Source organism: Corynebacterium cystitidis (assembly GCF_900187295.1).
Lineage (GTDB): Bacteria > Actinomycetota > Actinomycetes > Mycobacteriales > Mycobacteriaceae > Corynebacterium > Corynebacterium cystitidis.
Genome location: NZ_LT906473.1, coordinates 48900 through 63364 on the forward strand (window position 1 = coordinate 48900; position 14465 = coordinate 63364).

The 14465-nt window shown below is 54.1% G+C and carries 11 protein-coding genes and 1 pseudogene; all 12 read right to left on the reverse strand.

All coding sequences use genetic code 11. The annotated features are described in order from the left end of the window. Positions 1-36: 36 nt before the first annotated feature. On the reverse strand, positions 37-1110 hold the full coding sequence (locus tag CKV99_RS00260) for a hypothetical protein (protein WP_092261110.1): 1074 nt from the start codon (positions 1108-1110) through the stop codon (positions 37-39). Next, positions 1110-1517, reverse strand: a complete 408-nt coding sequence (locus tag CKV99_RS00265; protein WP_092261112.1) for a hypothetical protein — start codon at positions 1515-1517, stop codon at positions 1110-1112. The genes CKV99_RS00260 and CKV99_RS00265 overlap by 1 nt, the downstream gene beginning before the upstream one ends. A 23-nt stretch (positions 1518-1540) precedes the next feature. Continuing rightward, on the reverse strand, positions 1541-1861 hold the full coding sequence (locus CKV99_RS14610; RefSeq protein ID WP_231910115.1) for a hypothetical protein: 321 nt from the start codon (positions 1859-1861) through the stop codon (positions 1541-1543). A 198-nt stretch (positions 1862-2059) separates the two neighbouring features. Then, a pseudogene (locus CKV99_RS15025) lies at positions 2060-2269 on the reverse strand (RHS repeat-associated core domain-containing protein); the annotation flags it as partial. A gap of 17 nt (positions 2270-2286) precedes the next feature. Continuing rightward, a complete protein-coding gene (locus tag CKV99_RS00275) occupies positions 2287-2535 on the reverse strand; it encodes a hypothetical protein (RefSeq protein ID WP_092261115.1) in 249 nt (82 codons plus the stop codon). Between the two features lie 103 nt (positions 2536-2638). After that, positions 2639-2920: a transposase gene (locus CKV99_RS00280; RefSeq protein WP_092261117.1), complete on the reverse strand. Its 282-nt coding sequence runs from the start codon at positions 2918-2920 to the stop codon at positions 2639-2641. A gap of 334 nt (positions 2921-3254) precedes the next feature. After that, positions 3255-3896 carry a hypothetical protein gene (locus CKV99_RS00285; protein WP_092261118.1) on the reverse strand — a complete coding sequence of 214 codons (642 nt, stop codon included), beginning with the start codon at positions 3894-3896 and terminating at the stop codon, positions 3255-3257. A 22-nt stretch (positions 3897-3918) separates the two neighbouring features. Beyond that, positions 3919-4428 (reverse strand): SMI1/KNR4 family protein, encoded by a 510-nt coding sequence (locus CKV99_RS00290; RefSeq protein ID WP_092261119.1) that lies wholly within the window; start codon positions 4426-4428, stop codon positions 3919-3921. Beyond that, a complete protein-coding gene (locus CKV99_RS00295) occupies positions 4425-7784 on the reverse strand; it encodes an HNH endonuclease (protein ID WP_095114634.1) in 3360 nt (1119 codons plus the stop codon). Before CKV99_RS00295 ends, CKV99_RS00290 begins: the two co-directional genes overlap by 4 nt. Positions 7785-7884: 100 nt before the next feature. Beyond that, complete coding sequence (locus CKV99_RS00300) at positions 7885-8556, reverse strand: hypothetical protein (protein WP_092261182.1); 672 nt, start codon at positions 8554-8556, stop codon at positions 7885-7887. 69 nt (positions 8557-8625) lie between these two features. After that, positions 8626-9180 carry a hypothetical protein gene (locus CKV99_RS00305; RefSeq protein ID WP_092261181.1) on the reverse strand — a complete coding sequence of 185 codons (555 nt, stop codon included), beginning with the start codon at positions 9178-9180 and terminating at the stop codon, positions 8626-8628. A gap of 21 nt (positions 9181-9201) precedes the next feature. Then, positions 9202-14442, reverse strand: a complete 5241-nt coding sequence (locus tag CKV99_RS00310) for a DUF6531 domain-containing protein (protein WP_095114635.1) — start codon at positions 14440-14442, stop codon at positions 9202-9204. Between the last annotated feature and the right edge of the window lie 23 nt (positions 14443-14465).

Sequence of the window (14465 nt, forward strand, 5' to 3'; positions counted from 1 at the left end):
TACCACTAATAGCCAACATCGGGCATCATCGCAGAATTACCTTATGTTGATGAAGTCCTGAATGATCTGATTCATCCGGTCTGAGTCACCAGTTGTTTCTGTGATCGATCCGGTGGTCCAATTGTGAAGCACGGCATAGAAGCAGTCCTCATCCAGAGAGTAGTCAAAGGTGAGGTCGCTGGTTGCTGAGTTAATGGGCCCGTCCATGAGAGTAAGGAAGGCTTCCTGGCTGGTGGCGTCGATAAGCGATTGCCGTCGCCCATCATGCTCCAGCACATAGCGCGCGATGGTTGGTGATGCCCACGGCAAACGCCCTCTCGGGGTCTCCATAACAAACCCAGACACCTCATCACCAGCCACAACTGGCTCGTGGGTGGTGGCGTTTATCACGGCGAAACCATCTTTGGCCAGTTGCGCGAGCCTATCGCGATCAGGGCTTTCGCTAGCGGAAATAGTGACGTAGCTGGTTGCCATCGTCCATGGGTCGCTACCTGGTACGTAGGCGCGATACTCGTGCTCTTCATTGGCGACAATTCTGTCTTCCGGCCGGGCATAGTCAGCAGGCGTAAGTGCAGGAAGCTTGACCTGGGTGGCGATCGCTTTAGCTTCATCCAATTCGTGGGCACCTGGTGCCACAAGGTGCTGCGACGCGTAGGCGCGATAGGAATTAAGAACCTTGCGTGCAAGCTGGTCATCATCCTCATTGATCAAACTGTGGATTAAACGGAAAGTATCACCCAGGTGGGTTGGGGTCAGACATCTGTCGCGAGTAGAAACCGCCGAAGCGATCCACTGCGGCGTGACCCGTTCCGCGAAGTGTCGGACGTCTCTTTCCAGCTGATCTAGTCGGCTGGCTTCAGCAGACAGACCTGCACCCAGGCCGTTCCTAGGTTTGCCGACGATCGCCCTGTTCAACGGCGTGAAACTCTTAGTCACCAAGATCGGGCCATCAGGCCCATGCACCTCAAGATACGCATCAACACCAGCTGAAGGTGTACGGGTGTCAAGTACCAGACCCGTCGAACCACAAGCTGCGCCTGTTTCGGTGGCGAACCAACCTCGCTCAACGAGGAAGCCTTGAATCGCACATACAAGCTCCTTTGAAGGCATTAGTTTTTCTGTGTCCAGTGGATGGTGACAGGTTTCCGGTTTGTAAAGAAAATCTCAGTGGTTACCTCACCCGTGTCGATTGTTGAGATGATCTCGTCGTAGCTGGTTTCCCGCACCGTAGCATCCGGGTATCTGGTCTTCAGCTCTTCGTGGAACTGCTCAGGCGGCACATCGACTGTAATCCCCTCGAAGGAGTCAGACGCTGAAATAGTCACGCTCACACCAGTGACCACATCATCTGTAAACGCGCCTCCAACATTATGGATTTCTCCCTCGAATTCGGCATTACCAGTAAAGGAGGTTCCCCAAGGCGCAGCATCAAAATAGAAATTATTGATTTTCGCCTCGTAGTAGTCGCGGGAACGTCCGAACTCTAAAGGCTGAGGTGGGGTAGTTGTAAAATTCATGTGAGTTGTACTACTCCTTGATGTTATCGCTTTGGACGGAACGCTAGATCTCCATTTTCAATGAAGTAATCCAATGCTTCGTTCAGTGCACTGTTATATTTGCCTGGAAAACGGGCTTCTATATCTGCTGCCTCGTCGAGAACCATATCTTCCCATAGAGACATGTCTCCGTTGGCTGCTGCATCCGCAGCCTTCCGAGCGCGCACCTTTTCCACTTCACGAAAGTTTTCGTGATTGAAGTTTCCAGAATGGTTTCGAGTTGTTGTGTGGTCCGCTACTTCCATTTGGATACTTGGAGTATGACGAGAACTGATCCCAGCCGCGTCAAGTGCGTGTTGTCCCACGAGATGAAGTCGGTCAATCCTACTCCCTGTAGGACCTGTTGTGTCTAAAGCAACGTAAGAATTTCCTCGAAAGTTGGATGGGCTAACATCATCGGCTCTGATGCTTTTTGGTTGTGGAACGCTCTCGCCGTGTGCCTGGAGCCCGAAAATATCTACCCAATATGCGGGGTGGTTGACGTATCCTTGGGCGCTGGCTATGCGGGGGCTTACGCCGAGGGGGTCTTGGGCGTTGTACACACCAGCATCAGGATGGTAGTACCGGAAACGGTTATACGCCCATCCGGATTCATCGTCGTAGTATTGCCCCTCAAACAGCAGCGGTGAGGACTGCTGACGTCTCCAGGAACGTTTACCGTACAGCGTCTGGGATGAAGAGCCAACGACATCCCCTGTAGCTGAATCAATAATCTAGTGTGGTGCGCCCGTTAGATCAGCAATAAGGGCGAAGAAATCCGCATCGACCCGGGGTCTTGATCCCAGTCACGCACAGCACCAGGAGTAGCGTCCCCATTGGTGATTGTGGTCGGGTGATGTGTGTGGGTGCTTGTCAGGGTGATCTGGCCGATGATCTCACCACTCGCCGGATCATGGGTCCACACATACCCAGCCCCATGTTCGGGTCCGAGGGTCGTCTGCTGGGCAACCAGCTGGTTACCACGATGAACAAACACCACACGAGCTAATACCTGCTGAGGTTACCCTCGGGTGTCCACTACTCGAGGGTAACCTCAAGTCATCGATGAACATGAAGCGGATCACACGTCCATTTCTTGTGGGTTAATATTGGGCGTCCCTACGCAAAATATCGCGTTCTTCCTCAACCAGGGAAAGCTGCTTTTCTCGTTGACGGATCCTTTCTGCATCACTGGCTTGCCGCGCTTTGTCTGCTTCTTCAGCAAGCCGGGCGCGTTTACCGGTACCAAACTTCATTACCCAGGCATTGAGTGAGCCTCGGTTGATCCCAAGATCTGATGCCACCTGGACCATCGAAGCTTCCGAATCCTCATACATCTGAACAGCATCACACTTAAACTGCTCCGAATACGTCTTACGGGCCATAACAAACAGGCTACCTTTCCCAGCTCTCAGCTGGACTCAGCCCATGTCCACCAACAAGGGGTCAGGTCCGGCACGTCAACAATCAGCCTTAATCACAACATGAACCCGCTGGCTGCAAACTCATGGCGAGGCCCACCGACACCAACATCGACGCCAACGTCCCCAGGGTGGAACCGCGCCTTCACACGAGCAACCGCATCCGCTTTCAACTCAGTGGTAGCATGCTTGCTACTTCACAACCAAACTCTTTCAAACAGGTGGTATGCTGTGCCGCATTCGCCACTAGTTTTCACCGTCAGCGCTGTTTATTCTTGGCTCTAGGTACTAGGGTCGCCTATTCGGGGAATTCTTCCCATTCGGCCAGTGAAGCAATGTCTGTACCACCATTGGGCCAATGAGATAAAAGCCGGATAGCATCCTCATCACTAGGAGCAAAACAATAATAACGCGGGGAGGACGCACCCAACTTATACTCCACCTGCCAATCAGAATTATCGTAGTCCCACACAGTCCGAACATAAGTCTGCTCAGACCTATCCGAGACATCATAAACAATCAGGTACATCTCTTCGCGTTTGGGAAGTTGCAACGTCTGCGACATCCGGATAGTCTCCCGAATCAACGCTTCAGACACATACTCACGAACCGCAGTAACGCTTGGTTCAAGATGGAAATCTAAGGACGCATGCCCCCGAGCAATCACATTACTGTACTGAGGAACCGCGATACTCACATTATTGGCCACAGCCTTATCCCCCAACAGCCGTGCATTACCAACCGACATCACCGGATCAGTAATCCCCACAACCCCATCACCAGCCACATACCACTGATCCGCTAAATGCTCAGGCAACTGCCCAACAAACGCATCCAACTGCGGACACGACCGAGGCTCAGCCGCCAACCGAGCCGACAATCCATCCAAAATAAATGCCTCATCAGTCGGCTCAATCACAACAATATCCGGAATCTTCATACCCAACCCTCACTACAAACAATCATGACAAATCAATCGGTGGAGCAGTCGCAGCCACCACAGCAGCATAAAACTCCTTTGCTGAGTCCGCCATCACGGACTGCTCATCAGACTCAAGATTCACATACACAATACTTCCCACAGGAAAATCCGGGTTAGACACGTTGTACAAAAGAGGAGTGTGCACTTCCTGCTCCGCAAGCCCAATCAAGATACCCCAAGCCGGTAACTTCCACGTCCGAGCAATATAATCAGCCTCGTCATCTAAATTAAAATCATGACGCCCTGTCTCATCGCGCCCGTTGCCATACAACGTTTTCACAAACTCAAACGATGTCCCCTTGGCAAAAGACACACCATCAATAAAGCTATATTTCTCATCGAGGTGACCCCCACCATACGTGGAAATAAACTGCCTCATCGCATCAGGTAAAACAACATCAAGATTGGCATTAATCTCATCAAGCCGCTCCTCAGACGCAGGCTCACCCACCACCCAAAAAAGATCAGCACCATCCTTAGCAACACTCATCGCTTGCCTCCTCCCCAAATCGCCCAACCACCAGTATGTCGAACATCACCATGAACACTCGACGGTACCAGCTGCATCCTACCCAGATCCTCGTGATGATGCCAGGTCCATCCTTTTGCACTACGTTGTTCGGCAGTGATGCCCATCTGGCTATCCAACCACTTCTCTTGCTGATAGACAGTCGATTCGTGGAGTTCACTCGGCAAAGTAAAGTCACCGCGGGTAACAGAAGTAGCCCCATCTGCCGTTGCAGGTAGTTCTACGACAACACTATCGAACTCTGGGAATCCACGATCATTAAATGGAATTACAGGATCTCCAGCGCTATTTTTGGGCAACTTCGCGTATACATCAGGCTCAGCCATAACGGCGTCGATGCCTTTCTGGCTCAAAGGCTTTTCGCGCCCAGCAAAACGGGAGTTGATGGGATTACGCCCATTGACCTTCTGGACATTCGCCGTGTGTGCCATCAAACCTAAAATGTCTACCCAGTGTGCTGGGTGGTTGACGTATCCTTGGGCGCTGGCTATGCGGGGTCCGGCTCCTAAGGGGTCTTGGGCATTATAGACACCAGCATCAGGATGATAATACCGGAAACGGTTGTATGCCCACCCGGATTCATCGTCGTAGTACTGCCCTGTAAACAACAGTGGTGAGGACTGCTCACCGTGCCAGGTGCGTTTACCGTACAACGTCTGGTTTGTGTGTCCGACGACATCACCTGTAACTGGATCAATAATCTCGTGTGGTGCGCCTGCTAGATCAGCAACAAGAGCGAAGAATTCCGCATCGACCCGCTCTTGATCCCAGCCACGTACATCACCAGGATCAGCAATCCTACCACCGGTATCTGCTGCAACCGTTTCGGTGCTAGTCAGGGTGATCTGGCCGATGATCTCACCACTCGCCGGATCATGGGTCCACACATACCCAGTCCCACGATCGGGCCCAAGGGTGGCCTGTTGGGCAGCGAGTTGGTTACCGCGATGGGCAAACACCATACGAGCCAGCACCCGCCCGGTGGTGGTGTCGACGCGTTCTTTTGCTACACGACGATCCAGTCCATCATAGATATAGCGATAGCCCACACCAGGTTCATCGGAGGTGTCGAACCCAATAGGTTGGCCACTGGTGGTGTAGTAGAAGTGCTTCACCAGCGGTTTCTTACTCACACGTTTGGTTACTGTCTGGGTGACTCGCCCGGCCTTGTCATAAGTGTAAGTAGTACGCCCCACCCGAACAGGCATGGTGCCCTGGAAATCAACCTGGGCATCTGCTGCCGCTGTCGCCGCTGTGCGTGCCGGGGCCACAGTGGATGCCGGAGCCGCACCGGAAGAAGTGCCCATCATTGGTGTAGCAATAGAGTTCAACACACCCGCAGGACTGAACCCATAGGACTCAGTCATGACAGTTTCTTGACCAGTGTTACCTGGTGGGTTAGTTGTGTGTCCCGGATCATTGTCCTGCAGATTCCCGGCTCCAGGAGGTCGTGATGGTGTGGTGGTACGTGTCTTGTCCCGGGTCACACTTGTGACGCGTCCGAGGGGGTCAACATCAAAACTTGTGGTCCCACGCAACTGGTCAACAATACCTATCAGGGCACTATCTGCACGCCAGGTAAAGTCACGTCCTGCAATCTCTTCTAGACCCGCACCAGTACCAGTAATGGTCTCGGTGCTGGTGGTGAGTCGTGTGGTGTGATCAGTAGTGATCCGGCCACGAACATCATGATCAAACGAACGTACCAACGCCCCTGTGGTGATCTTGTTTCGCTGGCCGCGACTACCACGACTATAAGTCAGATCCGCTATGGTGACTGGGACCTCAGACCGATGGACCCTGTGGGTGATCTGGGAGGAGGATACTTCACCAACACTGTTACGAGTAAAAGTGGTGGTGATGGTATCGGCACTGGGCAGGCTGAGATGTTGTGATGCCACCAACCCCGCTGGAGTCAGATCTATAGCACTGGTTGTGGACTCACCTGAGGCCAGGGTGACGGTTTCTGCGGTGACACGCCCGTACTCATCCCGGTCATACGTAATCGTTGTATGCGGGTTCGTGATCGTGGTCACACGCCCCAGCTCGTCATAGCCATAGGTCGTCGTACCGGAACCATCCACAATTGTTTCCGTCAAGCCCAACACATTACGAGTAATGGTGGTCATGCCTGCTGGGGTGGTGACCCGGCTGATCAACCCATCCGGGGTGAGGGTGGTGTCGGTGGTAATTCCGTTGTAGTCCACCTCACGGACAATCATCCCATCAAGATCGTATTCATAGCTCCAGGTGTGTTCGTCCTCGTTGGTCAACGCGACGGGTTGCATCTGCGTGTTGTAGGCAAGCCTGGTCACTGCGCCGGTTGCATCGGTGGTAGCCACGGGTTTGTCAAAGACTGTGTACTCAGTAGTGGTTGTTGCCCCACACTCGTTGGTGAGTGTTAGTTGGTTGCCTTCACCATCATAGGTTGCGGTGATCGTTGTCCCATCCGGGTTGGTTACTAGGGTGGGCCAGCCCTCGGGGGTGTAGTCAATGGTGGTGGTATTGCCTGCTGGGTCCATGGATAAGCCAACTAACCCACGCACGTCACGTTCAAAGCTGGTGCGTCTGCCAGCTGGATCAGTCACCGCCAGCTCACGGCCGGCATTATCACACTCAACAAGGCTGGTGTGCCCATCTGGGGTGGTGGTTGAGGTGATCACCGCACCGGTAGGGCGGATCTCGTACTCAATGGTGGTGCGTGCCCCGGAAGGATCGGTGATGGCGGTGGTCATGCCGAAAGCATCGACCTCATACTCGGTGGACTGGCCGTTACGGCCGACAACACGCACGGGTACACCCCACGCACCAGGTTCAATATGGGTATCAGTACCATCCGGGAAGTAGGTAGCAACCGGCAACCCATCATCGTTGTAGTCAGTACGGGTGGTAGCACCGGCACTGGTTGTTCGTGTCACGATCTGGTGGTAGTCGTTATATTCACGGTCCTCAACACCACCTTCAGGTGTAATAATGCGCCACACGTCCCCAGAGAGCGTTGAGCGGTAAACAGTGGGGCGGATATCGCCGAGTACTTCGTCGTGAAGCCATGCGTCGGGGACAGTCCAGGTACTGTCGTCACGCTGGCCTGTGCGGCCGCGTCCGGTCAGGCCTGCTGCTTCAAGGCCACCGTCAACGAGTGCTTGGTACAGCGGCAGTTGATACAAGCGGTTGAGGTAGTCGTCGATAATGTCATCGCCGATAGCAAGAGGATCCTGTGGGAAAGGTGCAGCCGTTTCAATCAACACACAGACCTGGCCGCCAAGGGGCGCATCGTCTCCGGTATCGTCACCCCAGTACAAAATATTCGGAAACATTCCGCCTGTGCCGACCTGGGCGGTGACTCGGCCGTGGTCATCGAAGCGGTAGTAGTAGGACGCCCCATTGCGGTCTGTCCACCCACAAGGACGGGCCTGTTTAGTTCCAGCTCATCTTCTCCCAACCGGTAGCATCACGGTCGGTACCGGTCATCCAGTCGCGGATTACGGCAGTTGCTTTATCGCGATTCTCGAGGATGCGTGTGTAATGTTTGTCGGCGTTGCCTAGTCGCATCTCTACCTGATAGTTGGTGGTGGTGGGGTCGTAATAGCACTGGATGTAGGTTTGGGGTTTGGTGTTGGACTCGATGAGCAGGAAGTCGTAGGGGATAGACCCTATTCCAAACTGTGCGGAAGTTTCGGCAGTGTGGGTGATGTAGTCAAGCCATTGAGGGATTCCAGCGGTACTTGCCGATCCGGCATGATATTCGGACGTGGACAGGGAGTAGTCGGTGGTTGCATCACCGAATCGCCAAACAAGGTGTTTTATTTCAAGGATCACAAGTGCTGCGGTTGCTGTCAGGGCGGGTTCGATTGCTGTCAGTGTTGCGGGGATTGTCTCGTCGTAGTCTTGGATGATTAGGCAGTTGTCGCCTGTTGTGTCGACGGGGATGCCATCGGAGTGTAACGCAGCATTAACTGCGTAATGGATGCTAGTGATGCGTCGTGTGTTGATCGGTGTTGTTTCTCGAGCAGTAAGGACCCAGTCGTAGACGTGTTGTGGTGGTACTGGTGTTTCTGGGATGTGGATGATGATGTTCTCTGTGCCCATAGACGTTTTCCTTCCAGATGAAGACTACGGCCTTTTATTGCTGCGCAGGCTTTGGTGTTGTGGCCGGTGTTAGCCGTGGGCTGCGGTTGTATCGCAGTGTTGTACTCGGTCTCGGATTCCGGCCCAAAAGTCTTCGTCGATTTGTAGTCCGAAGGTTTCTTTGATGTCGGATAAGGTTCTTAAGGGCTCTAGGGCTTTGTGTAGAGCCGCGAAGTATCCTGTGAGATCGGCAGCGCGTTTGTCAAGGTTAGTCATATCGGGGTAAGACTCTCGGCAGAGCCGAGTAAAGCGATCATTTCCGGTCATGCTGTCGAACAGGAGGGATTCGAAGTTCTTTTCGTTGCCGGGATAGTGAGCTACCAGTTCCAAATCGTGCTTGTTGACGAGCCTACGGAAAGGAGCAATGGCTCCACATTGAGTGGCGACTAGATCGTCGCCGATCCATTCCCGTAGTGCGTAGCGAAGAGTGAGTTCGAAGTAATGTTCGTCATTTTTTCTTTCCAGGATTAGAAGAAAAACAACGTCGCCTGGTTGGCAGTACCACATCATCTTGCGACCTATCCGCGTCCAAGATGCATTAGCGGCGTTGATCAAAACTCGGCGAAATTCACCAATAGAACTCATTAATACGTTCCCACCTTAGTCTCAAGGAGTGTACCAATCAGCAAAGGTCCGAACTGTTGGCGCTGGCAAGCCAGTATCAGCCGCACGACCCGCGTTATATTGCTGTGCATATTCAGAATATCGATTGAGTTGAGGCCCACTTCTTCGATGTCCTGACGCTGTATCTGGCTTTAGCTCTCGGATCTCGGTTATAAAACCATTGTCATCAATAGCATACGCATCCGGTCGAAGTCGAGTATCACCGGGGAGTTGACGATTCACTTCATAACCTTGGTTCTGCATGAAACCTGAATAGGAGTCATGAGCTCGTCGACCGTTGGCTGCTGCACCATTTTCACCTCGGAAAGTGCCATCGACGTTTCTGCCAGGAAAATCGGGATGCTGTGCTTTCGGATCAAGGTGCTTGCCCACACCATGAGCCTTCAGCCCTAAAACATCGACCCAATGTGCTGGGTGGTTGACGTATCCTTGGGCGCTAGCGATACGGGGTGCGGCCCCTAAGGGGTCTTGGGCATTATAGACACCAGCATCAGGATGGTAGTAGCGGTACCGGTTGTATGCCCAGCCTGACTCATCGTCGTAGTACTGGCCCGCAAACAACAGTGGTGAGGACTGGTGACCTCTCCAGACACGTTTACCGTATAACGTCTGTGACGACTGTCCGACCACATCACCGGTAGCTGGATCTATAATCTCGTGTGGTGCGCCCGCCAGATCAGCAACAAGAGCGAAGAATTCCGCATCCACCCGGTCTTGATCCCAGTCACGCACATCACCAGGAGTAGCGTCTGTGTTGGTGATGGTGGTCGGGTGATGTGTGTGGGTGCCGGTCAGGGTGATCTGGCCGATGATCTCACCACTCGCCGGATCATGGGTCCACACATACCCAGTCCCACGATCGGGCCCAAGGGTGGCCTGTTGGGCAGCGAGTTGGTTACCGCGATGGGCAAACACCATACGAGCCAGCACCCGCCCGGTGGTGGTGTCGACGCGTTCTTTTGCTACACGACGATCCAGTCCATCATAGATATAGCGATAGCCCACACCAGGTTCATCGGAGGTGTCGAACCCAATAGGTTGGCCACTGGTGGTGTAGTAGAAGTGCTTCACCAGCGGTTTCTTACTCACACGTTTGGTTACTGTGTGGGTGACTCGTCCTGCCTTGTCGTAGGTGTAGGTGGTACGCCCCACCCGAACAGGCATGGTGCCCTGGAAATCAACCTGGGCATCCGCCGTTGCTGTAGCCGCAGTCTGGGCTGGGGCTACTGAAGTCGCTGCCGGTGCGACCGCACCAGACGACGTGCTTATTGTTGGTGTAGCAATAGAGCTCAACACACCCGCAGGACTGAACCCATAGGACTCAGTCATGACAGTTTCTTGACCAGTGCTACCTGGTGGGTTAGTTGTGTGTCCCGGATCATTGTCCTGCAGATTCCCGGCTCCAGGAGGTCGTGATGGTGTGGTGGTACGTGTCTTGTCCCGGGTCACACTTGTGACGCGTCCGAGGGGGTCAACATCAAAACTTGTGGTCCCACGCAACTGGTCAACAATACCTATCAGGGCACTATCTGCACGCCAGGTAAAGTCACGTCCTGCAATCTCTTCTAGACCCGCACCAGTACCAGTAATGGTCTCGGTGCTGGTGGTGAGTCGTGTGGTGTGATCAGTAGTGATCCGGCCACGAACATCATGATCAAACGAACGTACCAACGCCCCTGTGGTGATCTTGTTTCGCTGGCCGCGACTACCACGACTATAAGTCAGATCCGCTATGGTGACTGGGACCTCAGACCGATGGACCCTGTGGGTGATCTGGGAGGAGGATACTTCACCAACACTGTTACGAGTAAAAGTGGTGGTGATGGTATCGGCACTGGGCAGGCTGAGATGTTGTGATGCCACCAACCCCGCTGGAGTCAGATCTATAGCACTGGTTGTGGACTCACCTGAGGCCAGGGTGACGGTTTCTGCGGTGACACGCCCGTACTCATCCCGGTCATACGTAATCGTTGTATGCGGGTTCGTGATCGTGGTCACACGCCCCAGCTCGTCATAGCCATAGGTCGTCGTACCGGAACCATCCACAATTGTTTCCGTCAAGCCCAACACATTACGAGTAATGGTGGTCATGCCTGCTGGGGTGGTGACCCGGCTGATCAACCCATCAGGGGTGAGGGTGGTGTCGGTGGTAATTCCGTTGTAGTCCGTCTCGCGGGTGATCATCCCATCGAGATCATACTCATAGTTCCAGGTGTGTTCGTCCTCGTTGGTCAACGCGACGGGTTGCATCTGCGTGTTGTAGGCAAGCCTGGTCACTGCGCCGGTTGCATCGGTGGTAGCCACGGGTTTGTCAAAGACTGTGTACTCAGTAGTGGTTGTTGCCCCACACTCGTTGGTGAGTGTTAGTTGGTTGCCTTCACCATCATAGGTTGCGGTGATCGTTGTCCCATCCGGGTTGGTTACTAGGGTGGGCCAGCCCTCGGGGGTGTAGTCAATGGTGGTGGTATTGCCTGCTGGGTCCATGGATAAGCCAACTAACCCACGCACGTCACGTTCAAAGCTGGTGCGCCTGCCAGCCGGGTCAGTCACCACAAGCTCACGCCCAGCATTATCACACTCAACAAGGCTGGTGTGCCCATCTGGGGTGGTGGTTGACGTGATCACCGCACCGGTGGGGCGAATCTCGTACTCAATGGTGGTGCGTGCCCCGGAAGGATCGGTGATGGCGGTGGTCATGCCGAAAGCATCGACCTCATACTCGGTGGACTGGCCGTTACGGCCGACAACACGCACGGGTACACCCCACGCACCAGGTTCAACATAGGTCGTGGTGCCATCAGGATAGACCGTGGCAACTACTAGCCCATCATCGTTATAGTCCGTGCGCGTCACCGCACCGGCAGCACTAATCCGTGTGGTGATCTGGTGGTAGTCGTTATATTCACGGTCCTCAACACCACCTTCAGGTGTAATAATGCGCCACACGTCCCCAGAGATCGTCGAGCGATAGACGGTCGGGCGGATATCGCCTAGTACTTCGTCGTGAAGCCACTCCTCAGGTACAGTCCAGGACTGCTCATCACGGCCACCACACCGGCCCCGCCCAGTTAGGCCCGCAGCGTCAAGGCCGCCGTCGACAAGCGCCTGATACAGCGGCAATTGATGCAGCCGCTCCATATAGTCCTCGACAACATCATCACCGAGTGCAAGAGGATCCTGTGGGAAAGGTGCAGCCGTTTCAATCAACACACAGACCTGGCCGCCAAGGGGCGCATCATCTCCGGTATCGTCACCCCAGTACAAAATATTCGGAAACATTCCGCCTGTGCCGACCTGGGCGGTGACTCGGCCGTGGTCATCGAAGCGGTAGTAGTAGGACGCCCCATTGCGGTCTGTCCACCCACAAGGACGGGCCTGGTTGTCGTAGTGGTAGCGCAGCACACCAGCATGGGAGTTGATCACACGGATTAACTGCCCTGTAGTGTCGTACTGGTAGGAGATTAAACGCTGGGGATCATTCTCGGGGTGGGTGGTCGGGTTTGATACCCAGATACTTGCTACTCGGTTGGCTGCGTCATCCCAGGTGATATCTAGGCGTGTGTCATCTGAGCGCACCATTGAGGTCATATGGCCAGTCGCGTTATCCCAGACGTAGTCGATGCGGTGACCAGTGTGATGGATTTGGGCTGACAGGCCGATTTCGATGCCGACATCGAAACGATCAGCCACCGAGTTCGGTGGAATCCCGATCCCGATATGAGACCGGTTCAACGCGGGGGAGGTATCCTCGCGTTGTGGTGAGGTAGGGTCATCGAGTTCGTCGGTGGTGTCGTAGACCGCAAACTCGTATGTGAGGCCTGCAGTAATGTTTCGTACCCGGTAGGTGCCATCACCATAGGACAATAACCACCCCCGGCCATCACCACGGACTTCAGAGCCATCTTCCGGTGCCGGCGGGAAGGTTAGCAGTGCACCGTCAGGCGCTACCATCAAGACCTCATCAGCAAGGACTTCGATATGGGTATCCATCGTCGAGACCCACCGTGGGCCCAGTGCCCGGCCTAGCTGGTGGGCGGTATTAGCGTTACGGTCAACAACCAACGGCAACGTACCGGAAATACGGATATCTTCAACGAAATCAACCATATTTCCGGTGGCCATATCCACCGGTTCTGCCGCAAAACAGATCTCGCTGCCACGGGTGATCTTTTTGTAGGCTTTATTGGCAATCTGCTGGCCAGCTTCACCGAATGCATGCGACGCTCCGTCAGCAAGTTTCATCGCGACGTTATCAGCACCGGCTTTCATCGCGTTTTTCACAGCAGACGCACTGGCACGGACACCATCCATTGCCCCGTCAATACCTTTGATGGCGCGGCTGCCAAGATTGCCTAGTTTTCCGGCCCTGGCTAATCCTGCCAACCCTCCAACAGCACCACTGGTTAACAAATCAAACGCGAATTCCGCCCAACTGACCTCTCCACACAGTGCCAGCAAACCTTTCAAACCAACGCCCACAGCAGTTAACAAGATCCCCAAACCTTGTAGCCCGGGGATGAACATCAAAATCCCGCCGATCAGCTGTAGTGCGTCAGAGATGATTTTGAGGATATCGGCGTGTTCATGAACAAAGTCTTTAATCGCGTCCCAGGCCGATTCGAAAATATTCGGGTTTTCTTCGAACGCTTCACGTGCCTGGGCAGCGATATCAGCCACACGTTGTGATACTTGGTCACCAAAGGATGCTTTCAGATTTTCACCGGCAGAAACACTGCCTTCCCACGCCGCAACAGCAGCATCGTGGGCGGCTTGGGCGATACCGAGGGCGGTGATTGCTGCAGCTTTCGATGCCGCATCAGGTGCTGCTACTACTGCTGCTTCCGCCGCATACACTTCCTGGGCAGTCGAATTAACCGCCGTATGGTTGGTCAACGCAGTAAAACGAATACCAGCCATTTCTATCAACCGTGCCTGCAGCTGGCCTGCATACGTTTCTAAAGCACGCGCCAGACCGGCATGTGCATCAGCGGTGGTTTGTAACTGCTGAGGGAAATCCGCGTTCAGTAACTGGCGGTAACGATCACCTTCAGTTCCAACAAAACCACCATCATCAATACCACGCAGCATGCTTGCTGTCTCTGTAGCATGATCAGCAAACGTCGACCACCGGCGCGCAGAACCCAACAACGCATTAACGCTGCCACCAATATGGAAATGCTGTAACCGGTATCCCTCAAATGGGCCAAGAGTAATAGCAGGCATAAAAACGACATCCCTTTACCAGC

Coding starts and splice junctions, on each gene's coding strand:
- CKV99_RS00265 (WP_092261112.1), bottom strand. CDS start 1,517: ATGAATTTTACAACTACCCCACCTCAGCCTTTAGAGTTCGGACGTTCC.
- CKV99_RS00305 (WP_092261181.1), bottom strand. CDS start 9,180: ATGAGTTCTATTGGTGAATTTCGCCGAGTTTTGATCAACGCCGCTAAT.
- CKV99_RS00260 (WP_092261110.1), bottom strand. CDS start 1,110: ATGCCTTCAAAGGAGCTTGTATGTGCGATTCAAGGCTTCCTCGTTGAG.
- CKV99_RS00285 (WP_092261118.1), bottom strand. CDS start 3,896: ATGAAGATTCCGGATATTGTTGTGATTGAGCCGACTGATGAGGCATTT.
- CKV99_RS00310 (WP_095114635.1), bottom strand. CDS start 14,442: ATGCCTGCTATTACTCTTGGCCCATTTGAGGGATACCGGTTACAGCAT.
- CKV99_RS00300 (WP_092261182.1), bottom strand. CDS start 8,556: ATGGGCACAGAGAACATCATCATCCACATCCCAGAAACACCAGTACCA.
- CKV99_RS00290 (WP_092261119.1), bottom strand. CDS start 4,428: ATGAGTGTTGCTAAGGATGGTGCTGATCTTTTTTGGGTGGTGGGTGAG.
- CKV99_RS00295 (WP_095114634.1), bottom strand. CDS start 7,784: ATGTTTCCGAATATTTTGTACTGGGGTGACGATACCGGAGACGATGCG.
- CKV99_RS00280 (WP_092261117.1), bottom strand. CDS start 2,920: ATGGCCCGTAAGACGTATTCGGAGCAGTTTAAGTGTGATGCTGTTCAG.